Annotated in this window: 23 protein-coding genes and 1 pseudogene; 6 read left to right on the plus strand and 18 right to left on the minus strand. The window is 58.6% G+C overall.

Annotation, left to right across the window (positions count from 1 at the left end):
* Window positions 1-19 precede the first annotated feature (19 nt).
* Window positions 20-1579 carry a phosphate ABC transporter substrate-binding/OmpA family protein gene (locus ACZ1HA_RS17595; protein WP_472714821.1) on the plus strand — a complete coding sequence of 520 codons (1560 nt, stop codon included), beginning with the start codon at window positions 20-22 and terminating at the stop codon, window positions 1577-1579.
* A 61-nt stretch (window positions 1580-1640) separates the two neighbouring features.
* Here the strand turns inward: ACZ1HA_RS17595 and dnaJ are convergent, their stop codons facing one another.
* Window positions 1641-2801, minus strand: a complete 1161-nt coding sequence (gene dnaJ, locus ACZ1HA_RS17600; RefSeq protein WP_472714822.1) for a molecular chaperone DnaJ — start codon at window positions 2799-2801, stop codon at window positions 1641-1643.
* Between the two features lie 77 nt (window positions 2802-2878).
* Window positions 2879-4789, minus strand: a complete 1911-nt coding sequence (gene dnaK / locus ACZ1HA_RS17605) for a molecular chaperone DnaK (protein ID WP_375229387.1) — start codon at window positions 4787-4789, stop codon at window positions 2879-2881.
* Window positions 4790-5000: 211 nt separating this feature from the next.
* On the opposite strand from dnaK, the gene ACZ1HA_RS17610 reads away from it, so the two are divergent.
* Entirely contained in the window at window positions 5001-5600 is a 600-nt protein-coding gene (locus tag ACZ1HA_RS17610; RefSeq protein WP_472714823.1) for an alpha-ketoglutarate-dependent dioxygenase AlkB family protein, read from the plus strand.
* A 26-nt stretch (window positions 5601-5626) separates the two neighbouring features.
* Here the strand turns inward: ACZ1HA_RS17610 and ACZ1HA_RS17615 are convergent, their stop codons facing one another.
* From ACZ1HA_RS17615 to ACZ1HA_RS17625, 3 genes are all read right to left on the minus strand, one after another.
* Entirely contained in the window at window positions 5627-5938 is a 312-nt protein-coding gene (locus tag ACZ1HA_RS17615; protein WP_472714824.1) for a CFI-box-CTERM domain-containing protein, read from the minus strand.
* Window positions 5935-7605, minus strand: a complete 1671-nt coding sequence (locus ACZ1HA_RS17620; protein ID WP_472714825.1) for a glycosyltransferase — start codon at window positions 7603-7605, stop codon at window positions 5935-5937. Before ACZ1HA_RS17620 ends, ACZ1HA_RS17615 begins: the two co-directional genes overlap by 4 nt.
* Window positions 7606-7764: 159 nt before the next feature.
* Window positions 7765-8589, minus strand: a complete 825-nt coding sequence (locus tag ACZ1HA_RS17625) for an ABC transporter permease (protein ID WP_375229383.1) — start codon at window positions 8587-8589, stop codon at window positions 7765-7767.
* A gap of 119 nt (window positions 8590-8708) precedes the next feature.
* On the opposite strand from ACZ1HA_RS17625, the gene cysQ reads away from it, so the two are divergent.
* The 4 genes from cysQ (at window position 8709) to galE (ending at window position 12403) form a co-directional block, all read left to right on the plus strand.
* Entirely contained in the window at window positions 8709-9506 is a 798-nt protein-coding gene (gene cysQ, locus ACZ1HA_RS17630) for a 3'(2'),5'-bisphosphate nucleotidase CysQ (RefSeq protein WP_375229382.1), read from the plus strand.
* Complete coding sequence (locus ACZ1HA_RS17635; RefSeq protein ID WP_472714826.1) at window positions 9506-10309, plus strand: 3-deoxy-manno-octulosonate cytidylyltransferase; 804 nt, start codon at window positions 9506-9508, stop codon at window positions 10307-10309. Before cysQ ends, ACZ1HA_RS17635 begins: the two co-directional genes overlap by 1 nt.
* Before the next feature lie 205 nt (window positions 10310-10514).
* Entirely contained in the window at window positions 10515-11408 is an 894-nt protein-coding gene (gene galU, locus ACZ1HA_RS17640) for a UTP--glucose-1-phosphate uridylyltransferase GalU (RefSeq protein ID WP_375229381.1), read from the plus strand.
* Window positions 11409-11419: 11 nt separating this feature from the next.
* The gene (galE, locus tag ACZ1HA_RS17645; RefSeq protein WP_472714827.1) at window positions 11420-12403 is read left to right on the plus strand and encodes a UDP-glucose 4-epimerase GalE; all 984 of its coding nucleotides are present in this window, start codon (window positions 11420-11422) and stop codon (window positions 12401-12403) included.
* A 38-nt stretch (window positions 12404-12441) separates the two neighbouring features.
* Here galE and ACZ1HA_RS17650 read toward each other — a convergent pair whose 3' ends face one another.
* From ACZ1HA_RS17650 to paaB, 13 genes and pseudogenes are all read right to left on the minus strand, one after another.
* Entirely contained in the window at window positions 12442-12906 is a 465-nt protein-coding gene (locus ACZ1HA_RS17650) for a PTS sugar transporter subunit IIA (RefSeq protein ID WP_472714828.1), read from the minus strand.
* Window positions 12907-12944: 38 nt separating this feature from the next.
* A complete protein-coding gene (hpf, locus tag ACZ1HA_RS17655) occupies window positions 12945-13511 on the minus strand; it encodes a ribosome hibernation-promoting factor, HPF/YfiA family (RefSeq protein ID WP_472714829.1) in 567 nt (188 codons plus the stop codon).
* Between the two features lie 246 nt (window positions 13512-13757).
* Window positions 13758-14517: pseudogene (lptB, locus tag ACZ1HA_RS17660) on the minus strand (LPS export ABC transporter ATP-binding protein).
* Entirely contained in the window at window positions 14517-14969 is a 453-nt protein-coding gene (locus ACZ1HA_RS17665; protein WP_472715345.1) for an LptA/OstA family protein, read from the minus strand. The pseudogene lptB and the gene ACZ1HA_RS17665 overlap by 1 nt, the downstream one beginning before the upstream one ends.
* A gap of 43 nt (window positions 14970-15012) precedes the next feature.
* Complete coding sequence (gene lptC, locus ACZ1HA_RS17670; RefSeq protein ID WP_472714830.1) at window positions 15013-15621, minus strand: LPS export ABC transporter periplasmic protein LptC; 609 nt, start codon at window positions 15619-15621, stop codon at window positions 15013-15015.
* 6 nt (window positions 15622-15627) lie between these two features.
* Window positions 15628-16590, minus strand: a complete 963-nt coding sequence (locus tag ACZ1HA_RS17675) for a KpsF/GutQ family sugar-phosphate isomerase (RefSeq protein ID WP_472714831.1) — start codon at window positions 16588-16590, stop codon at window positions 15628-15630.
* The gene (locus ACZ1HA_RS17680; protein WP_472714832.1) at window positions 16587-17201 is read right to left on the minus strand and encodes a ribonuclease D; all 615 of its coding nucleotides are present in this window, start codon (window positions 17199-17201) and stop codon (window positions 16587-16589) included. The genes ACZ1HA_RS17675 and ACZ1HA_RS17680 overlap by 4 nt, the downstream gene beginning before the upstream one ends.
* Before the next feature lie 45 nt (window positions 17202-17246).
* The gene (locus ACZ1HA_RS17685; RefSeq protein WP_472714833.1) at window positions 17247-18023 is read right to left on the minus strand and encodes a PaaX family transcriptional regulator C-terminal domain-containing protein; all 777 of its coding nucleotides are present in this window, start codon (window positions 18021-18023) and stop codon (window positions 17247-17249) included.
* Complete coding sequence (gene paaZ, locus ACZ1HA_RS17690; protein ID WP_472714834.1) at window positions 18013-20055, minus strand: phenylacetic acid degradation bifunctional protein PaaZ; 2043 nt, start codon at window positions 20053-20055, stop codon at window positions 18013-18015. Before paaZ ends, ACZ1HA_RS17685 begins: the two co-directional genes overlap by 11 nt.
* 9 nt (window positions 20056-20064) lie before the next feature.
* Entirely contained in the window at window positions 20065-21129 is a 1065-nt protein-coding gene (locus ACZ1HA_RS17695) for a 2Fe-2S iron-sulfur cluster-binding protein (RefSeq protein WP_472714835.1), read from the minus strand.
* Window position 21130: 1 nt separating this feature from the next.
* Complete coding sequence (paaD, locus tag ACZ1HA_RS17700) at window positions 21131-21598, minus strand: 1,2-phenylacetyl-CoA epoxidase subunit PaaD (protein WP_472714836.1); 468 nt, start codon at window positions 21596-21598, stop codon at window positions 21131-21133.
* Window positions 21592-22314: a 1,2-phenylacetyl-CoA epoxidase subunit PaaC gene (paaC, locus tag ACZ1HA_RS17705; RefSeq protein WP_472715346.1), complete on the minus strand. Its 723-nt coding sequence runs from the start codon at window positions 22312-22314 to the stop codon at window positions 21592-21594. Before paaC ends, paaD begins: the two co-directional genes overlap by 7 nt.
* 29 nt (window positions 22315-22343) lie before the next feature.
* Window positions 22344-22628, minus strand: coding sequence for a 1,2-phenylacetyl-CoA epoxidase subunit PaaB (gene paaB, locus ACZ1HA_RS17710; protein WP_472714837.1), 285 nt, complete (start codon window positions 22626-22628; stop codon window positions 22344-22346).
* Window positions 22629-22633: the final 5 nt, after the last annotated feature.

The following is a 22633-nucleotide window of genomic DNA, read 5'->3' on the forward strand; positions in this document are numbered from 1 at the left end:
CCGTTGCGAGGCCCGTTTCATGACACTCCTGCGTGCAGCGTCCGGCGCTGCACTTTTCTTTTTCGCGCTCTGCCGGCCGCTTGATGCGGAGGATGTGACGCTGACCTCGCGGGATGGCGAGGTTGAATTATCCGGCACGCTGTTGGGTTTTGATGGCGAGTTTTACCGCATCGACACGATCTACGGGGAACTGACAGTCGATGGTTCCGGTGTTACGTGTGACGGTCCGGCCTGCCCCAGTCTGCAGGATTTTGTAGCAGAGATCCGCATTTCCGGCGCCGCTTCCATGGGGTCGGTCATGCTGCCTGCCCTGATCGAGACCTTCGCGCAGCGCAACGGATACAGTGTGACACGCGAAACCCGCGATGCGTCACACCGGGTCTATGAGCTGAAAGATACGAACACGGATCGCACGGTCGCACGTTTCTTCTTTCGCCTTACCAATACAGACGAGGGGTTCGCCGACCTGCTGGCGAACGAGGCAGACATCGTCATGGCGTCGCGCGAAGTCCGGCCAGACGAAGTGCAACGCGCGTCGGAGGCAGGCATGGGCGACGTGTCCGACGCCCGGCGCGCCCGCGTGCTGGCACTTGATGCGATTGTCCCGATTGTGGCTTCCGACAACCCTGTCAGGTCCGTTTCCCCGGGTGATCTTGCGCGGGTTTTTGCGGGTGACATCCGTAACTGGTCCGCCTTGGGCGGCCCTGACGCGCCCATCAGCCTATATGGGCCGGATGCAGCCTCTGGTCTGTCTCAGGCATTTCAGCACCTCGTGATGGATCGTTCTGATCTTGATCAGACATCTGAAATTAAAAGATATTCTCTTGGAGAAGATCTGGTTCAGGCCGTGGCAGCAGACCCTTTTGCGCTGGGCATAGCCAGTTTTGCAGAAACCGGCCGTGCCCGTGTACTGGCGTTGGAAGGCGGGTGTGGCCGAAATCTGGTGGCCGGCCGCCAGACGATCAAAACCGAAGATTACCCTTTCACAGCACCCATGTTTCTTTATCGGCCTGCACGGCGGCTGCCGCGAACAGGACGGGAATTCATGGCGTTCGCCACGTCTTCTGCGGCGCAGCTGGTCATCCGGCGATCAGGATTTGTCGACCAGTCGCCCGAGCTCGCAACGCTTGATGTTCAGGGGAACCGGCTCGCCAATGCGATTGGCGCCGCAGGCCCGGAAATATCACTGCAGGATCTGCAGCGTATGGTGTCTGTTCTTGGCCCGCGGAAACGGCTGACGACGTCCTTCCGGTTTGAGGCAGGATCGGCCAGACTGGACGCACAATCGCGGTCAAATATTGTGCAGCTTGCAGAGGCCCTGGAGCGGGGAACCTACGATTCCGGTGAGCTCCTGTTTGTGGGGTTCAGTGACGGCAATGGTCCCGCCCTGGCGAACCAGTCGATTTCCCTGCGACGCGCCGAAGCCGTGCGGCGTGCGGTGCTGGATGCGGCGGAGACATTTGACAGGGATCGCACGATTCTGGAGGTCGACGCATTTGGTGAGGCCATGCCCGTTGCCTGCGATTCCAGCGACTGGGGCCGACTGATCAACCGGCGCGTTGAGGTTTGGGTCAGGTAGGCCACGAAAAAACCGGCGGAAATAGCGCTCCGCCGGTTCTGTTGAATTGTCAGGCTGCCGTTCAGCCCTTCATCGAGTCCCAGAAGCTTTTGACCGATGAAAAGAAGCTGGAGGATTCCGGGTTGTTGTCCTCAGACAGATCATCGAACTCCTGCAGGATCTCTTTCTGGCGGGCTGTGAGATTAACAGGTGTCTCAACCGCCAGTTCGATAAACATATCCCCTGACCCGGCACCCCGCAGCGCTGGCATGCCCTTGGATCTCAGCCGCATCTGGCGTCCGGACTGGCTGCCCGCAGGGATTTGTACGCGCCCGCGTCCACCGTCAATTGTCGGGACCTCAATGGACCCACCCAGTGCTGCCTTTGCCATCGAAACAGGAACGCGGCAGTAGAGGTTCGTTCCCTCTCTCTGGAACAGCTCATGATCCGCAACATCGATAAAGATGTAGAGGTCACCAGCCGGTCCGCCGCGCATACCGGCCTCGCCCTCGCCACCAAGACGGATACGCGTACCGGTTTCCACGCCTGCCGGGATGTTCACATTGAGCGCGCGCTCTTTTTCGACGCGGCCTGCGCCCTGGCAGGATTTGCAGGGGTTTTTGATGATCTGTCCGAGACCCGAACAGGTCGGGCATGTCCGTTCGACGGTAAAGAACCCCTGCTGCGCGCGGACCTTGCCCATGCCTGAACAGGTCGGGCAGGTTGCAGGCTCAGACCCACCTTCGGACCCTGACCCGTTACAGCTGGAGCAGCTGACCGAGCTCGGCACGTTGATCGTTTTCTGAATGCCGGAAAATGCATCCTCCAGATCAATACGCATGTTGTAGCGCAGGTCCGACCCGCGGGATGCACGCCGTCCGCCGCCACCGCCACCGCGCTGGCCGCCCATGAAATCGCCGAAGAGATCGTCAAAGACGTCCGAGAACGCCGACGAGAAATCGCCCTGACCGCCGCCGAAGCCACCGCCCGGACGTCCGCCACCGCCGCCCATGCCGCCCTCAAAGGCCGCGTGACCGAACCGGTCATAGGCTGCTTTCTTTTCTGCGTCCTTCAGAACTTCGTAAGCTTCGTTCGCTTCTTTGAACTGTGCTTCCGCCTGAGGATTATCGGCGTTTCTGTCCGGGTGCAGCTCTTTGGCTTTGCGGCGATATCCCTTTTTGATCTCGTCAGCCGAGGCTCCTTTGGCGACGCCAAGCACTTCGTAATAGTCACGTTTTGCCATGGAATTGTCCCCTCTCCGGAACGTGAGAGGCCGACCCGGTGGGTCGGCCTATGCTGAAGTTCCGGACCACGCGCTGATTATGCGCGCTTGTCGTCGTCAAGATCCTCGAACTCCGCGTCAACAATGTCATCATCGTCTGCACGGGGCTCATCAGCAGCTTCCGGTGTCTCTTCACCTTCTTCCTGAGCCGCCTTGTAGATGGCTTCACCTAGTTTCATGGCTGCTTCGGTGACGTTCTGGATACCGGATTTGATTTTGTCCGCATTGTCGGTTTCCAGCTCATCCTTGAGCGCGGCAATGGCGAGTTCAATCGCTTCGATGGTCGTCGGATCAACCTTGTCAGCGTGCTCTTCCATCGATTTCTCGGTCGAATGGATGAGGCTCTCTGCTTGGTTTTTCGCTTCAATGAGCTCGCGGCGCTCTTTGTCGGCCTCCGCGTTCTCCTCGGCGTCCTTCACCATTTTCTCGATGTCGTCATCCGACAGACCACCGGAGGCCTGGATCGTGATTTTCTGTTCCTTACCGGTGCCCTTGTCCATCGCGCCTACCGACACGATGCCGTTGGCGTCGATGTCAAAAGTGACCTCGATCTGGGGCATACCGCGCGGGGCCGGTGGGATGTTTTCCAGGTTGAAGGCACCAAGGATTTTGTTGTCGGACGCCATTTCGCGCTCACCCTGGAAAACCCGGATGGTCACAGCGTTCTGGTTGTCCTCGGCGGTCGAGAAGATCTGCGACTTCTTGGTCGGGATGGTGGTGTTGCGGTCGATCAGACGGGTGAATACGCCACCCAGTGTTTCGATGCCCAGCGACAGCGGCGTCACGTCGAGCAGCACCACGTCCTTGACGTCGCCCTGCAGAACACCGGCCTGAATGGCGGCACCCATCGCAACAACCTCGTCAGGGTTCACACCCTTGTGCGGCTCTTTACCAAAGAACTTCGTCACTTCCTCGACCACTTTGGGCATGCGGGTCATACCACCCACGAGCACCACTTCGTCGATGTCGCCAGCGGAAAGACCGGCATCCTTCAGAGCGGCCTGACATGGTTTCAGCGAGGATTTGATCAGATCGCCGACCAGGCTTTCCAGTTTGGAGCGGGTCAGTTTCATGACCATGTGCAGCGGCTGGCCGTTGGAGCCCATCGAGATAAACGGCTGGTTAATCTCGGTCTGGCTGGAAGAGGACAGTTCGATCTTGGCTTTCTCTGCGGCCTCTTTCAGACGCTGCAGGGCCATCTTGTCCTGTGTCAGGTCAACCTGGTGCTCTTTTTTGAACTCATCGGCGAGGTAGTTGACGATGCGCATGTCAAAGTCTTCGCCGCCAAGGAAGGTGTCACCATTGGTGGATTTCACTTCGAAAAGGCCATCGTCGATTTCCAGGATGGTCACGTCGAATGTACCGCCGCCAAGGTCATAGACCGCGATGGTTTGTGTGTTTTCCTTGTCGAGGCCATAGGCGAGTGCTGCAGCTGTCGGCTCGTTGATGATCCGCAGAACTTCAAGACCGGCAATCTTGCCCGCGTCCTTGGTTGCCTGACGCTGGGCGTCGTTGAAATAGGCCGGAACCGTGATGACAGCTTGAGTCACGTCTTCGCCCAGATAGCTCTCGGCGGTTTCTTTCATTTTGCCCAGGATGAACGCAGAAATCTGCGAGGGAGAGTACTTCTCGCCCTTTGCCTCGACCCATGCGTCGCCGTTGCCGCCGTCGATAACAGCGAAGGGGAGGTTTTTCTTGTCCTTGGCAAGATCCGCGTCGTCGTTGCGACGGCCGATCAGGCGCTTGACGCCAAAGATTGTATTGTCAGGGTTGGTGACCGCCTGGCGTTTTGCCGGCTGGCCGACCAGTCGCTCTTCGTCGGTAAAGGCGACGATCGAAGGTGTCGTGCGTGCACCTTCTGCATTCTCAATAACACGCGGCTGCGAACCGTCCATGATGGCGATGCAGCTGTTTGTGGTTCCAAGGTCGATACCGATCACTTTGGCCATTTTCTGATCCCTCTTAAAACTTAAGGCGATGACACGGAATACGGACCCGTTTTGGCGCCCTGATCCCGATCTCTTTTCACATGGAGCGGGTCGCCCCATGCGGTTCGGAGGGTATATAAGGAGGGGCCAGCGGCCCTGCAACCTTTGAGAGCGCCGCCTGCAGGGATTCCGGCAGAAATTTCAGCAATGACAGCCAGGAGGGGCAGGACTGATGCAAATGAGCATCGCGGGCTTTGAAATTCACAAGGGTTTGCTCGACAGAACTGCCTGCGAAGAACTGGTGCAGGATTTGCGTGACGTTGTCCGCCAGGCCCCCTTTTTCGAACCCGTTACGCCCCGGGGCAAGCCAATGTCTGTGCGGATGACTGCTGCGGGTCAATACGGCTGGATCACGGATCGGGCCGGTTACCGCTATAGTAAAACGCATCCCGCCGGCATGTCCTGGCCACCCATTCCTGAAAGCGTCCTGCAGATATGGCGCGGGGTCTCCGGTACGGACCGTGTGCCGGAGTGCTGCCTGATCAATTATTATGGCGAGGGCGCACGCATGGGCATGCATCAGGACAAGGACGAAGCGGGTTTTGACTGGCCTGTCGTGTCCGTGTCACTGGGCGATGATGGTCTTTTCCGGATGGGTGGTGTCGAACGGGGTGGCAAGACACAGTCTGTCTGGCTGGAAAGCGGTGATGTCGTCGTGATGGGGGGAGCCGCGCGCCTTGCCCACCATGGGGTGGATCGCATCCGGTTCGGGTCCTCATCACTGCTGGAAAACAATGGCCGGCTCAATCTGACGCTGCGGGTTGTGACGTAGCATTCCGGCGTCTGCTTCACTGACAATCAGGCAGCACCGGCAAGGTCCGGCAGGTCATCCGTCTCCAGAAAACAGGCCTCGAGCTTTTTCACCATCGCGCAGTATATATTGAAGGCCTTTTCGTTTTGCCCCGCCTGGATGACTGCAACACACAATGAAATGACACCGTAAACGGTTTCCCAGATTTCTTCTTCATCTTCACGCCGGTGAATGGCCGCGACGATCGCAGGCGCGGTTCTGTAGTAGAGCCCGACCAGATATTCGCCATCCGGCCGGGTGAGCAGATATTCGTCCCTGAACCGGCGCAGCACCTCAAGTTCCGTGCAGTCGTCGCTCAACCCCTGTGCGTCACGCAGGCCGTTGTCAGATAGCAGGGCCCACGGCGGCGGCGGCGTGGTGCCGCCGGTGCCGCTGCCCGCGCTGCTTCTTCCTGTCGGTTGCGTTCTTCGCGGGCCTTGTGCACGCCCGTCAACCATTCCACCTGGATAAGCTGCGACACCCAGTTGGGGTCCATCAGAGCCCGTTTGGTTTCGCTGTCCGGGTTCGCACCGGCCTCGCTTTCATTTTGCTGACCGTAGAATTCCAGAATCAGGGGCATAAGCGCGACAGGTCCGGTAATGAACGGCACCATCGCCGGATCGTAGTCATAGTCAGCTTTTTCCAGACCATTTCCGATCTTTTCCAGCATAAAATCGAGAAAGCGCTGGTTGGGAGGAGCTGCGACCAGATTGTTCGAAATGTTGCCCCGCATATACTGCGCCATCGCCGCGATACGCGTTTTGTCAGACAGCGCCTGATCCGATTCGATGGAGTCTCCGTCGTTTGCCCCGGCAAGAGCTTCTTCAGACATGTCCGTGTGGTCCGCGACTTCCAGACCGGTTTCGAACATCTTCTGAAACGCCTGACGGACGCCTCCGGCCAGATCATTCTGCAGGTCTGCCTGAACCGTGAGGTCGCCGGCCCTATGCGAGCGGGCGAGCGCCATCGGAAGATTGCTTTCCATGTCGCCCACATACTGAATGTTCGGACCAAATGCGGGAATGCCCGTTTCATCCGACATCGTCATATCCCATGAACTGACATCTGCATCTCCAAGGTTGAGATCCACGTCCATGTATATCCCACCCTCGCTGAGCAGGATCGAGTACCGCGCAAGGTCGGACATCATCGTGAAAGCGCCTTTCGCGCCTTTTTCCGTTTTGCGATATGCCTTTTCGTAGGTCGGCTTCACACGGTCATCGACCTGGTCCTGAAGAGTTCGGTTGATTTCAAAGTTGGGGGCAAGTGCCAGTTGCCGGAGTTCGTCGCTGCCATCCAGAAACCCGCATTTGCGGCTGTCAGTCCACAGTTTGATGCCCCAGCCGACCTTGTCGGTGATACTTGCGTGAATGCTGCGGATGTTCTCGACTTCCCCACTGCCAATACTGTCGCCGATCCAGATCATATGGATGACGTTCGGCACTGCCTTTTTGCTTCCGTCATTCTGGTGAGCATTCACGATCGCCTGAATTTGCGGGAGGCTGTCATGATCTTTGCGCCGCACGGCTTCTACAAGAAGCCGGTTCAGGTCCTGTCGGTTGGCCGCTTCGTTGTCCGCGACGTAGGTACGGATAGGGTCCAGGCTTGCCGAATCGAGCTCGACCCCGGCGTCGCCCGGAGCCGTACGTATGCCAAGGGGCACGCGCTGAACGGGTGGCGGCAGATCAGTACTGCGGTCTGAAACCTGCAGGTTTTCTGCACCGCGCTCCTGCGATTCCATGTCAGCGGATAAGGATGCGGCGCCCTCTCCACCGGGTTTCCGGGCCAGAACTGCGGTGCTGTGATCTGCACGGCTTTGAAGCTGAGCGAGCCGTTGCGCAGGAGGGCTGCTCGATGCCTGATCCTGAAGGCCTGACAGGATTTCTGACTGAATGCCGCTTTCCGCGTTTTCGTGTGTGGCCTGACTGCCGGAACGCCGGGGCTGGCGCGCAGCGGCTGAAACCGGTGCTGGACTTTGTGTTTTCATTCTGGCTGTGCTGACCGGTCTTTCGAATGCTCGCAATAAGTGTATCACAAAGTCCCATCAGCAGGAGACCTTTTGTGAACAGTTTCGATCAGAACATGCCGGACGCGCGCGCCGCCTGTCTGCGGTGCGGTACCCGTTTCCCGAAGCAGCCTTTTGTGATCAGCGCCGTGCGCTCCAGCTGATGGAGGCATGTCGGCGGGTGTAGAACTCGCCCATCAACCCGATCATCACCAGTACGACGCCGACGATCAGCGCGTATTCCCAGTTTGTGAACCGCGGGACGTAGTTGATGAAGATGAACCCGCGCGCCTGATCGATGGAGTGAAACAGCGGGTTCCAGTCAAACATTGCCAGCATATAGCCGGGCATGACGTTCGCCACGAACATCTTGCCCGAAGCGATCATATTGGCCCGCTGATAGATCGTGTTGAAGATGGTCACAAACTGCGGCATCCAGGGTTTGAGCGCCAGCAGAACAAGGCCGATGGCAACACCGGTGAACCAGGCAATCATGAACATCGCAAAGGCGGCAAAGGGTTCGTCGATTGTGATCGGTGTCCATGCCACATGATACAGAAACAGGATCACAGACATCGACAGGACCTGAATATAGAGCGAGCCCACAGCCGCCGAAGCGATGGCAATGATCGTGTTCATCGGCGCATGCTGCATCATCGGGCTGGCGGGGCCCTCGGAACTGACAACAGCGCCCATGGCCTTTGTGTGCGTCATAAAGAGAAAGACGCCGGACATAATGTAGAGCAGGAAATCGCCCCGCACTGCGGCACCCTGCAGACCGAGAAGGGCGAACATGGCATAGAAGGCGGCCACAAAAATCACCACCTGCAGCAGGTTTATTCCGATGGCCAGAAAGGCGTTCGAATGCGTCTTGCGTACGGAACGCACCACTGAATGGTATATCAGCGAGAATATCGTGAGGGCAGAAGACAGAGTACCCTGTCGTCTGTGGGATGCCTGAAACATGTCTGCCGGGCCTCGTGTTTAAGGGCAGTATTGCACGGATTTCTTGCTGTTCCGTTAGGCTGACAGCATAAGGGGCGGTGACGGTTTGATCAACAACTGAGGAACCAGGAATAAAGTATATGAATTACAGTATGTTGGAAGCTGAGATGCGACGGCTTGCTCTGCTGGGCGGCGCGCGCATCATGGAGATTTATGAGGCTGACGACTTTGAGGTGAAGGTCAAATCCGATGCGAGCCCTGTGACAGAAGCTGACGAAGCTGCGGATGAAATTATCTCTGCGGGGCTGCGTGAATCGTTTCCGGAAATACTGCTGGTGACCGAAGAGCAGGCGGCAACTCACGACAAAACGGGTGACACCTTTCTGATCGTGGATCCGCTCGACGGCACCAAGGAATTCATCAACAGACGCGGGGATTTTACCGTCAATATCGCCCTTGTAGAGAACGGGATACCGACCCGTGGCGTGGTCTACGCGCCTGCCCGGGGGCGTATGTTCTACACTGACAGCACCGGCCGTGCCGTTGAGGAAACCGGTGTGCTGGCACTGGATCAGGTCGGCCCGCTGAACCCCATATCAGTCTCTGAGCCGGACAATTCCGCACTGATGGTTGTGGCGTCCAAATCCCACCGGGACCAGGCGACAGATGACTACATCAACAAATATGCCGTGCAGGACATGAAGAGTGCCGGCAGTTCCCTGAAATTTTGTCTCGTTGCAACTGGTGAGGCGGACATCTACCCCCGGCTGGGGCGCACGATGGAGTGGGACACTGCAGCAGGCGACGCAGTACTGCGTGGCGCGGGCGGAATCGTCGTGCGGTTCGATGATCATTCACCGCTGACTTATGGCAAAGAGGGGTACGCCAATCCCTTTTTCATCGCGAGTGCGCCGGCCGTGACGCTCAAAACCGGCTGATGTCTGTTCTGATTGCAATCCCCGCCCGTTACGCGTCATCCCGGTATCCCGGGAAACCACTCGCTGTGCTGCGCGGCGCGTCGGGCGAGGGTCAGAGTCTGATCGAACGCAGCTGGCGCGCGGCAATGTCCGTTTCCGGTGTGGACCGCGTGGTCGTCGCCACGGATGACACCCGCATTGAAGAGGCCGCCCATGCCTTTGGCGCCGAGGTCGTGATGACGTCACCGGATTGCGCAAACGGTACCGAACGCTGTGCTGAGGCTCACGAAAAACTGGGTGGTGGATATGACATCGTGGTCAACCTGCAGGGCGACGCGCCACTGACACCACACTGGTTTATCGAAGACCTGGTCGAAGGGCTTCGGGCAGCACCTGACGCCGAAATTGCCACGCCGGTTCTGCGGTGTGACGGCGCAACCCTGAGCGGTTTTCTCGAAGACCGGCAGGCCGGACGCGTCGGCGGCACCACGGCGGTGTTCGGCGATGGCGGTCAGGCTCTTTATTTTTCCAAGGAAGTGATTCCCTTTACCGGTCGGACCTGGACCGGAGATGAAGCGGAAACACCGGTTTTTCACCATGTCGGCGTATATGCCTATCGCCCGGCCGCGCTCGCCGCTTATCCGGGCTGGAAGACAGGACCGCTGGAACAGCTGGAAGGCCTCGAACAGCTGAGATTCCTTGAGAACGGGCGCCATGTCCTGTGTGTTGAGGTTTCCGCCCGGGGCCGTCAGTTCTGGGAACTCAATAACCCCGAAGATGTGCCGCGTCTGGAAAAGATGATGAAGGAGATGGGGGTTAACTGACTTTTGTCAGAGATGTCGCCATAACTGGCGGCATTCCGCCATAATTATGCCATCCCCAACGTTATGGTGCGCAGGGGAAAGAAGGACTGTATCTCTCCGGGCATTCAGCCATGAAATGCTGTACGACCCGGATCGTGTGAGGCCATTGGCACAGTGAGGCGATTATGTGGTACAGTGGCGCAATGTATTGTTAGGACCAAGAGTAATGAAACATAAGGTAACCAAAGCGATTTTCCCGGTCGCAGGACTGGGCACGCGCTTTCTGCCCGCCACCAAGTCAGTTCCAAAAGAAATCATGACGCTGGTCGACAGACCGCTCATCCAATACGCGATCGACGAGGCCCGTGCCGCCGGGATCAAGGAATTCATCTTTGTTACCTCACGCGGTAAAGGGGCGCTCGAGGATTACTTCGACCACGCGCCTCAGCTCGAGGAAGAGCTGCGCAAAAAAGGTAAAACCCAGCTTCTCGAAACGCTGGAATCCACGAACATGGAAAGCGGCGCGATTGCCTATATCCGCCAGCACCGCGCGCTTGGTCTTGGCCATGCGGTCTGGTGTGCGCGCCGTCTGATCGGGGACGAGCCGTTTGCCGTTATTCTGCCGGATGACGTGATCGCCGCCGAAAAACCCTGTCTTCAGCAGATGGCGGAAGCCTATGAGGAAACCGGTGGCAACATGGTTGCCGCGATGGAGGTCCCTGCCGCCAAAGCATCATCATATGGCATGCTCGATATTTCCGAGGACATGGGCGCGATGGTGCGGGTCAAGGGTATGGTCGAGAAACCACCCGCCGGTGAAGCGCCGTCCAACCTTGCTGTCATCGGCCGTTATATTCTGTCGCCTACCGTTCTGCAGAATCTCCACAGCATCAAATCCGGCGCTGGCGGTGAAATCCAGCTGACGGATGCCATTGCGACAGAGATCGGAACCGGCAACGGGGTGTACGGCTACCGGTTTGCCGGCCAGCGGTTCGACTGTGGATCCAAGTCCGGGTTCCTGCAGGCCACCGTTGCATTTGGTCTGGCCCGCGATGAACTGCGTGACGATCTGTCCGCTTATCTGCATGATATTGTCACGATGGGCAAAGCAGCAGAGTAAGGCAGCACTTCATGACCAATATCCTGGTAACCGGCGGCGCGGGCTATATCGGCTCGCACGCCTGTAAGGCTCTGAAAGCGGCGGGATACACGCCTGTAACCTTTGATAATCTGATCACCGGATGGCAGGACGCCGTCCGGTTCGGTCCGTTCGAACAGGGGGACCTGCTGGATCCGGCGCGGCTCAGGGAAGTGTTTGCCAGGTGGAAGCCAGCAGCTGTCATGCATTTTGCGGCACTCAGCCAGGTTGGCGAGAGTATGCAGCAACCGGGCGTTTACTGGCGAAACAATGTGCAGGGGTCTCTGAATCTGATCGAGGCGGCCGTTGAGAGCGGATGCAAACAGTTTGTGTTCTCCTCAACATGCGCCACCTATGGCGATCAGGACAACGTGGTTCTGGATGAGAACAGCGAACAGCACCCGATCAACGCCTATGGCGCCTCAAAGCGTGCGATTGAGGATATTCTTCGCGACTTTGATGCGGCTCATGGGCTGAAGCATGTGATTTTCCGCTACTTCAACGTGGCGGGTGCGGATCCCGAGGGTGAAGTGGGCGAATTCCACCAGCCTGAAACACACCTTGTGCCGTTGCTGCTCGATGCCATTGACGGCAAACGCGATGCGCTCACGATTTTCGGCACTGACTATGACACGCCCGACGGTACCTGTATCCGCGATTACGTGCATGTCTGCGATCTGGTTGATGCTCATGTTCTGGGGCTGAACTGGCTGGAGCAGGGCAAAGGGTCCCGCGTTTTTAATCTTGGGACGGGAACGGGTTTCTCCGTGCGCGAGGTTATGGATCAGAGCCGTGCCGTGACCAACAGGCCGGTGCCCTATACGGAAGGTGACCGCCGCCCCGGCGACTGCACCCGACTTGTGTCCGGGTCGACCCGCGCCGAAGCCGAACTGGGCTGGACCCCGTCGCGCTCGACAATGAAGACGATGATCCGGGATGCATGGCGCTGGCATCAGAGCGGGCACTACGACCGCTAGACCCCGAGACCGCCTTCTGAATGGAGAATGAGTTTGTCTTACGCGGCCTGTTCGGCCTCACCCGAGGTCAGGATTGTATAGAGCGTAGCCGGATCCGGATCTGCCCGCAGTTTGGCGCAGATTGCCGAATCCCGCAGCGTGCGTGAAACGAGCGCCAGAGCTTTCAGGTGCTCAACACCTGCATCTTCCGGTGCAAACAGACCGAATGCGATGTCTACGGGCTGGCGGTCGACGGCATTAAAATCAATCGGCTTGTCCAGCAGAACAAAGACACCGGCCACTGATTCCAGACGCGACGTGCGTGCGTGCGGCAGTGCCACGCCGTAGCCTACGCCAGTCGGTCCGAGTGCCTCGCGCGCCAGCAGCGCATCCAGGATTTCACCGGAGGGCAGGCCGTAGACCTGCTCAGCCAGATCGCCAAGGCTCTGCATCAGGCGCTTTTTACTGGAGGCCGAGGTTATAACCTTCACGGCCTCCGGTTTCAGGAGGGTAGCAAAATCCATAAATTACGCACTTTTGCCCGGGGTTTCCGCGCAGGGTCCTACTGAGGGTCAATCCAGCCGATGTTGCCATCTTCGCGGCGATACACGACATTCAGCCCGTTTTTGCTCTCATTCCGGAAGACCAGGACGGGCGCGCCAGCAATCTCCATCTGCATCACGGCTTCTCCGACAGAGAGAGATGGGATCTTGGTTTCCATCTCGGCCACGATCATGGGCTGCAGCGTGTCCGGCTCATTATCTTCCGAGTCGGTTTCTGATGCGAGGATATATGAGGAGCCTCCGTATATTTCAACCGGTTCTGACCGATCTTTGTGATGATCTTTCAACCTGCGCTTGTAGCGTCGCAGCTGCTTCTCCATCTTTTCGCAACATGCATCAAATGCTGCGTATATTTCCGTCTGATGTGCTTTGGCCTGAGCGGTCAGACCGGTTGACAGGTGAACTGTCGCTTCACAAACGTATTCATGCGCCGATCTGGAAAAACCACGACAGCTTCGGTGGGACGCTCTGCGTATTTCTTGACAGATCTCGCCAAGTTCTTCTTTGACGTGCGTCTGCAGTGCTTCACCAATGTCGATCTGTTTTCCGCTGATCTGATACCGCATATCTTCTCCTTCTCATGGCGAACTCCGGCTGGTGTCAGCGACTGAACGCTGACGACAGTTTAACGGAGTTTCAGAAAATGGCTTAAGTTCAGGTTGTTAGCTTCGAACCCCTGCAGAGCAGGGTAAAGGTCCAAAAGACAGAGCCGGATACTAGCCATGCGTCCATTGAGCCCGAAAAGGCGCGCTTGAGTCAAACAAAACACACTCTCAAAACGCGAAAAAATGGTTAACGCGCTGGAAGGTCTGTTAAGAAATCCGGAAGTTGTCGCCAAGATATACGCGGCGGACATTCTCATTCTGCACGACATCATCCGGTGTGCCGGACATCAGAACCTGCCCCTCGTGCAGGATATAGGCACGGTCCACAATCTCGAGCGTTTCGCGCACGTTGTGGTCCGTGATCAGCACGCCGATTCCGCGGTTTTTCAGGTCCGACACAAGCTGGCGGATGTCGCCGACGGAAATCGGGTCCACGCCGGCGAATGGCTCATCCAGCAGCAGATACCGGGGATTCTGCTGCGAGTGATCGCGCAATTTCGACGCGGCGCCGTTCCCCACCTGAAAGGGCAAGCGCAGGTGCGCGGCGCAGGTGCTCAATGGAGAACTCGCTCAGAAGCTCCTCCAGACGCTCACGCCGTTTGTGGCGGTTGCTCTCCGTTATATCCAGGATCGCGGCAATGTTGTCCTGCACGGAAAGACCACGAAAGATGCTCATTTCCTGCGGAAGGTACCCGATACCCATCTGCGCACGCCGGTACATGGGAAACCCGGTCACATCCTGACCATCGATTGTCACAGACCCGCCTTCAGGCGTCACCAGGCCGGCGATTGCATAGAAGGTGGTGGTTTTTCCGGACCCATTCGGACCAAGGAGTGCGGTAACCTCGCCACGCTCCAGATACATTGAAAAGTCGCGGATAACCGTCTTCTTACGGTAAGATTTTCGCAGGTGCTCAACACGCAGTCCGGCGGACCCTTCGGCAACAGTCAGTTTGGGCGCGGCCATCAGTTGTCGCCGGTCTGCAGAACGGTCCGGATGTTCCCGCTCATCCGGGCAGTGCCCTCGCGCAGCTGGACCGTCATCTGGTCTGCTGACAGAATAGAAGGGCCCTGCACAAGCAGGACATTGCCGGTCATCACGATCGAGCCGTTGTCGATATCGTAATTCGCGGCCTCAGATTCGGCGGCGTCCTCGCCAGACACGAGCGTCACGCCGCCTGTTGCCTCCAGGCGCTCGATCCCTTCAGCGGCGGTTTTGTAAACCACCAGAACTTTGGCCGCGGACAGCCGCATTTCACCCTGCGCAATTACGACGTTGTCGGTGAAAACAGCGGTTCCGGTTTCCTGATCGACAGACAGATTATCCGCCGTGACCTCGACCGGCAGATCCGTCGACTGTTGCAGCGCGCCAAAAGCCACATTCGCGCCCTGTGAAGCGGCAACGTTTGCCATAACCATAAGCGACAGGGAAAAAGCAGTCAGTCTGAACACATTCACGGAGTTAATCTTCCACCTCTTTCGGCTGATATAGCAGCTTAACGCCATTTGTGAAAACCATTTGGGCGTTTGCGTCGTTGCGTCCCGCGCTGAGGTGCATGGCGCCGGCAACGAGATCCCCCGCCGGCGTAATTGCCGATACCGTTTCCGGAGACCTGACATCAAGAGCGGTGACCCGAGCCGTCAGGAACTGGCTGCGCACTTCGTATCCCTGGGATGAGACCAGAATGACGTTGCCGGTCAGATCTGCCTGATCATCCGCCAGCAGAACAGAAGCGGTGTCCGACTTCACGGTCACGGCGGTCCCACCCGCCATATCAATACGGACGAACACGTCTTTGGCACGGGTCTCGCCGACAAGCTCCTGCGGGTTTGTCACTTCTTCTGCCACGAAAGCAATCAGATCACCGTCAGCGGTCGTGCCCGAGAAATAGGGCCCGGTTATTTTCTGGTTCGCCAGGCGGTTCTGAACATCGGCATCCGCAAAGGGAATGGAACTGGTCGGGTCAGTTGCACGGGAAAGCAGGAAAAGCGTCGACAGAATGGCCAGTGCCATGATGGGCAGGGCCACTTTGAGCCAAGCGACCATCTGTGAATACCGGTCTCCCTGCATACCCGCTTATCCCAGCCCGACGCGCAGGCAGTCGTGAATATGGATAAGACCCACAACGGTTTCAGGTGCCTCAGGCCGCACCACCAGGAGGCAGGTGATCTCGCGTGCATTCATCACGCTGACGGCTTTTTCGGCCAGATCACCGGGCGCAATGGTGACCGGCGAAGGCGTCATCACCTCGCCAGCGCAGGCGCTGCTGAGCTTGTCGAGGTGCCGGCCGATGTCTCCGTTGGTGATGATCCCGCGCAGTTTTCCGGTTGCATCTGTCACGGCGACCACGCCGAATCCCTTCTGGCCGATAGTGGCCAGAGCGGAGGCCATCGGCGCATCCTCAGCGACCAGCGGCAGTGCTTCGCCTTTATGCATCAGATCTTCGACACGGCTCAGCTGGGCGCCCAGTTTTCCACCCGGATGGAAATCGCGGAAGTTTTCCGGCGTGAAGTCGCGGTGTTCCATCAGCGCGATTGCCAGGGCATCACCCAGTGCCAGCGTCATTGTCGTGGAGTTCGATGGCACGACACCGGTACCACAGGCCTCGCCCAGCGATGGAAGCAACAGCACAACGTCGCATTGGCGACCGAGGCTGCTGTGTGCATTGCGCGTAATCCCCAGCAGGGGAATGTCGTAGCGACGCGAATAGGTGACCAGGTCGGCAAGCTCCGGCGCTTCGCCCGAATTGGAAATCGCCAGGACCACGTCGGCGGAAGTGATCATGCCAAGATCACCGTGGCTGGCTTCTGCAGGGTGCACAAATTGCGCAGGCGTGCCGGTGCTGGCAAGTGTGGCCGCAATCTTGCGTGCAACATGCCCGGATTTGCCAATGCCGGTGACAATGACACGCCCCTTGCTGTTGAGCAAAAGATCGATCGCTTCGCGAAACCGTCCGTCCAGGGTCTCAGCCAGGTGGCTGAGCGCGTCAGCCTCCGCGCGGATGACCCGCCGGGCGGTATCGATAAAGGGTGTTTTCATGAATGGGCGAAAATATCCGTGTCCGGCCAGCCCGCCAGATCGAGCTGCGCCCGCATTGGCAGGAAATCAAAACAGGCCTGCGCCATTTCCATTCTGCCTTCGCGTTCCAGCATGAGATTGAGCGCCTCGCGTAAACGGTGCAGATACAGAACATCGGAGGCGGCATAATCCACCTGCGCGTCCGTCAGGGTTTCGGCACCCCAGTCACTGGATTGCTGCTGTTTTGAAATGTCGATGTTCAGCAGTTCCTGCAGCAGTTTGGCCAGGCCATGACGGTCCGTGAATGTCCGGACGAGGCGGCTGGCGATCTTGGTGCAATAGACCGGCGCGGTAACTGCACCGAAAGCGTTGAGCATGGCGGCGATATCAAACCGGCCGAAGTGGAACAGTTTCAGAACGTCCGGATCTTCAAGAAGGCGGCAGAGGTTTGGGGCCTCCGTCTGACCGATGCTGATCTGCACGAGATGCGCGTTGCCATCACCGCTCGAAAGCTGCACGACGCACAGCCTGTCCCGGTGTGGGTTGAGCCCCATGGTTTCGCAGTCAATGGCGACCACAGGACCAAGGTCGAGGTCATCGGGCAGGTCATTTTTGTATACGGAGTGAGTCATGGCACCCCTATAGCCTGACTTCTCCGGGCGGAAAAGCCCGCGGTCTCAGCCCCGGTCCCTGAGCGCTTTAGGTTCCGGCCGCATTATCCGGTCCAGCAGACCAGAGACCAGAACGTGACAATCATGGCCCCGCCATCCATCCGGACAAAGCGCCGGTGGCAGCGTGGGATGCCGCAGAACGAGGCGGCGCCAGTTGTGCACAATCAGGCAGCGCAGCACCGCGCGGCTGACCGGAGGCAGATCATCCGTCTCTGAAATTGATGCATCGATGTCTTTCAGAATGCTGTGAAGAGACTGATATTCGGCAAAAAGCCTGTCTGACACCACAGTGTTCCGCACCCAGTCCGGAACCGTATCGCCGGTGAGATTAAGCACATCGCCGGGCGCCTGTGCTGTCTCTGCACCTGCGTATACTCTGGGTGCAATCTGCGTGAACCCCGCAGTGGCGATCGCCTCTCTGTTCTCGCTGCCATCCGTTACAATGATTTTCCACAACTGGCAGACGTCTTCGGGACGTGCGTAAATCCGCCGGCTCGCAGTAACCGTTTCTTCCCTGCCAAAGCGGGTCAGACTGTGCCGGCTCGTGCGGCCGGTTTTTTCAGACTGTATCCAGCCGTCATTCCGCAGGCGGTGCAGCGCCACACGGGTGGCCTCGGGCCGTACATCCATCGCCGTCATAATGGCAGACAACACCGGACCTTCGATTGCCGCGCCGTCTTCCTGTGCCAGATCACCGAACACCGAGACCAGCAGCGACCAGACGCGCTGGCCACCAAGGTCGGTCAGAGCGGTCGTCCAGGGGGATAGGTTCTCACAAAGCATTCATTGTCAGCAATTCGTACTCTGCAACGGTCGCCGCCTCCTGGTTGGTGAGCCTGACATGCCAGCGAACCTCGCCGTATTCTTCGTTCCGCGGTGTCTTTGCCTTAGCGGTCAGTTGCACAGAGATCGTGTCCCCCGGACTAACCGGCGCCATGAACCGCAGAGAATCGAGGCCCGTGTTTGCCAGAACCGGCCCGGGATCCGGCTCAACGAACATGCCGGCGGCGAAACTCAGCAGAAGGTATCCATGCGCGACCCGCCCGGGAAAGAACGGGTTTGCCGCCGCTGCCGTCTCATCCATATGCGCATAAAACCTGTCGCCGGTGAAATGAGCAAAGGTCTCAATGTCATCAAGCGTCACGGTGCGGGGGCCCGCATGCAGTGTATCCCCGATGGATAAATCGCCGAACGGCTTCGTAAACGGATGTGCCGCGTCTGTTCGCGTGGCAGCACCCGGGCACCATTGTTTTGTGATGCTGCTCAGAATGTCAGGGCTGCCCTGAACGGCAGTTCGCTGCATATAGTGCAGCACGCCCCGGATCCCGCCCAGTTCCTCGCCGCCACCTGCACGCCCCGGCCCGCCATGCACCATATGGGGGAGCGGAGCACCGTGACCGGTCGCTTCGGCCTGAGATGTCCGATTGTTGAAATAAAGACGCCCGTGGAACGCGGCCGACCCCAGTGTGATTTCCCGGGCAGTGTCGGTGCAGTTGGTGAAAACCGACGCCACCAGCGATCCCTTACCCCTGTTCAGCAGGCGGATCGCGTGCGGCACATCCCGGTACCCCATCACGGTGGCGACAGGTCCGAAGGCCTCGGTGTCATGCAGGTGTTGTGCCGAATCCGGGTCCGGGGCACAGAACAGCATCGGTTGCAGAAACGATCCGTTTGCGGCGTTTTCCCCTTGTACAGTGACTGTATCAGGGTCTCCGAATACCCGTTCAGCGTCCTGCGCGATACGCTCAGTTTTGGCCAGTACATCGCGGCGTTGAGCATCTGACACCAGCGCTCCCATCCCGGTGGTTTCAAGCCTTGGGTCACCCACAGTTGTTGCTGCCAGCTTCTCTGACACCACGTGCAGAACGGCATCCACATGCGCATCCGGCACCATAATCCGGCGGATCGCGGTGCATTTCTGCCCCGCTTTTACGGTCATTTCCCGATGCACTTCCCGCACAAAGAGATCAAATTCCGGAGTTCCCGGAGCTGCATCGTTGCCCAGCACCGAGGCGTTCAGACTGTCCTGTTCGGCCATGAACCGGGTGCTGTTTTCCATGAGACGGCGGTTGGACCGCAGTTTCATTGCTGTCTCAGAAGAGCCGGTAAAGCAGACCACATCCTGGCAGTCCAGATGATCCAAGAGGTCACCCGTGCCTCCGGTTATCAGCTGCAACGCTCCGTCAGGCAGCAGGCCGCTTTGCAGCATCAGCCGCACACAGGCTTCGGTGACATAGCATGTCGCGGTCGCGGGTTTGACGATGGAGGGGACACCGGCCAGCAGGGCGGGTGCCAGTTTTTCCAGCATGCCCCAGACCGGGAAATTGAAGGCGTTGATCTGAACCGCAACGCCCTGCAACGGGACCGCGATGTGCTGACCCATAAAATCACCGGAGCGGCTGAGCTGTTCTGTAGCGCCGTCGAGATAGACATGGCCGTCGGGCATTTCGCGCCGACCCTTGGAGGCAAAGACCAGCATCGTGCCGATACCGCCATCAACGTCGATCAGATGATCTTTCTGCGTGGCACCGGTATCAAAGCTGAGATCGTAGAGAAGCTGCCGATGGTCGCGCAGGTAAAGGGCCAGCGCCTTGATCATGCGTGCGCGGTCGTGGAAGGTCATTTCCCGCAGCGCGGGCCCACCCTTTTCACGCGCCCAGCTGTGCATCGCAACGGTGTCGAGCGCGTCGTTTCCGGCAACGCATATGGGTTCGCCGGTGATCGCACTGGCCACAGACCGTGCGCCCTCACCCGGCGGTACCCACTGGCCCGCAGCAAAGCTCTGTATTTCGTTTATGCTGTTGTCCCGCGGCATGCCGGCTCCTCAGTGGGTATCGTATTCGACGGTAATCGTGTCCCCAAGCGGGTAGCACTGGCACGTCAGGACCATCCCCTGCTCAACCTCATAGTCCTCAAGTGCGTGGTTGCTGAGCATTTCATATTCGCCCTCGGTCACCCGCGCTTTGCAGGTCGAACAAACACCGGCCTTACAGGCAAACGGCGCGTCCAGTGCGTTGTCCAGCGAGGCCTCCAGCACTGACTGGTCCCGCGGCATGGTAAAACTGCGGGTCACGCCTTCGACGGTCACTCGGGCGGCTGTTCCCGGTTGACCCTGTGCGCGCTCGGACATTGCCTGCCCGGCCAGCCGTCCCTGCTGGCTTTCGGTGAACAGTTCAAAGCGGATGCGTTCCTTCTCTAACCCGTGCTCTTTCAGGCTTTCAGCGATGGTCAGCATCATCGGCTCCGGTCCGCAGATGTAGGCGGTGTTCAGATCTTCCAGACTGATCCACTGATCCAGCAGTGCCGCGCATTTCCCGCTGTCGACCCGCCCGGTAAAAAGCTCCATGTCCTGACCCGACTCCAGAATATGGATCAGGGTCAGGCGGTCCATGTAGCGGTTCTTCAGATCTTCCAGTTCCTCGCGGAACATGATCGTGTTCACGGCACGGTTCGCATAGACCAGCGTGAACCGGTTCTCTGGATCCCGTGCCAGAACTGTCTTCAGCACTGAGAGCACCGGCGTGATCCCGGAACCTCCGGCGAATCCGATATGGTTTTTCCCTGAAAGTGTCTCTGTTCCTGCAGAAAACGTACCCGAAGGCGGCATCGCCTCAAGGCGGTCACCCACCTTCAACCCCGTGTTCGCAAAGGTAGAGAAGGCACCGCCCTCCACGCGTTTGATCCCGACCTGAAGCAGGCCTTCGTCCGGTGCGGTACAGATCGAATAATTCCGCCTCAGTTCCGTCCCGTCAAAATCATGGCGGAAAGTCAGATACTGCCCTTCGGTGAAACGGAACTGTTCCGGCACGTCGGGTTGCAGGGTCAGTACGACGGCATCACGGATTGTGCGGTGAATGTCAGTAACTGTCAGGGTGTGGAACCGGTTCATGTCAGATACACTTGAAATAGTCGAAGGGTTCAAGGCATGCGCGGCATCGCCACTGCGCCTTGCAGGGTGTTGAGCCAAACTGGCTGATCCGCTCAACATCGGCTGAGTTACAGCGCGGACAATGCGACGGCCCGCCTGCCGGCTGGGGCGGTGCAATACCATATTCTTCGAGCTTCCTGCGACCTTCCGCAGACAGCCAGTCCGTGGTCCAGGCCGGGGAGAGCTGCGTTTTCAGTGCCAGGTTTTCAATGCCCTGGTCGCGCAGTGCTGTCTCTATTTCCAGGTTTATGATCCGCGTCGCAGGGCATCCCGAATAGGTCGGCGTGACGGTGACCTCCAGCGTTTCTTCTTTCCAGGAAACATCCCGGATCACACCCAGATCGACGAGGCTGATCACCGGTATTTCCGGGTCGGGCACAGCGCTCAGCCACTCCCAGACAGTCTCTGTTGTGGGTTTATTCGTTACCATGTCGCATCCGGATAGGCCCGTTGCAGCCATTGCATCTGTGTCAGCAGATGGCCCAGGTGCTCGGAATGACGGACCCCGGTTTTCCCGCCGCTATGTGCAAAACTGCTGTCCGGGCGTGTCAGCGTGGCGTCAGCGAAAACCGCATTCACCCGGGTGTCGTAGTCAGCGCGCAATTCTGCGGAGTCTGGTGCGATGCCCTGCACCACCATTTCCGCGTCCACGGCATCCGGCGCGAACATTTCACCGACATAAGGCCAGAGCCGGTCCAGTGCTGCCTGCATCCTGCGGTGGCTTTCTTCGGTGCCATCTCCAAGACCGATGACCGTGTCTCTCGTCCGGTCCAGGTGGTAGCGCACCTCTTTGACCGACTTCTCCGCAATGGCCGCGATCCGTTCATCCCTGCTGGAAAGCAAACCGGTCAGAAACAGCTCGTGCCAGGCGTCAAACAGGAACTGCCGCATGATGGTCTGTCCGAAGTCGCCGTTCGGCTGCTCGACCAGCAGCAGGTTTCGGAAATCCCAGACGTCCCGGCGAAAGGCCAGTGCATCGGCGTCACGGCCCTGATCCTCGACCTCGCCCGCCAGATTCAGCCACAGGGTGGTCTGTCCGATCAGATCGAGTGCCGTATTGGCAAGTGCGATATCCTCCTCGAGCACTGGCGCCACGCCACACCATTCGGACACCCGATGTCCCAGAACGAGGGTATTATCCCCCATCCGGCAGAGAAATTCGAACAGCAGATCGCTCACATCGCCCCCGCGTCGTCCGGGATGTCGTAGAATGTCGGGTGGCGGTACACTTTGTCGTTCGAGGGCTCATATAGCGGCCCTTTTTCGTCAGGGCTCGATGCCGTGACAGCGCTGGCCTCCACCACCCAGATGCTGACGCCTTCATTGCGCCGCGTGTACACATCGCGGGCGTTTTTGATGGCGCCTTCAGCGTCGGCGGCATGCAGCGAGCCGACGTGCCGGTGGCTCAGACCATGCTGTCCGCGGATGAAAACCTCCCAAAGGGGCCATTCGTTTGTCATATCGG

It is taken from the genome of Roseobacter sp. S87 (genome assembly GCF_055693285.1).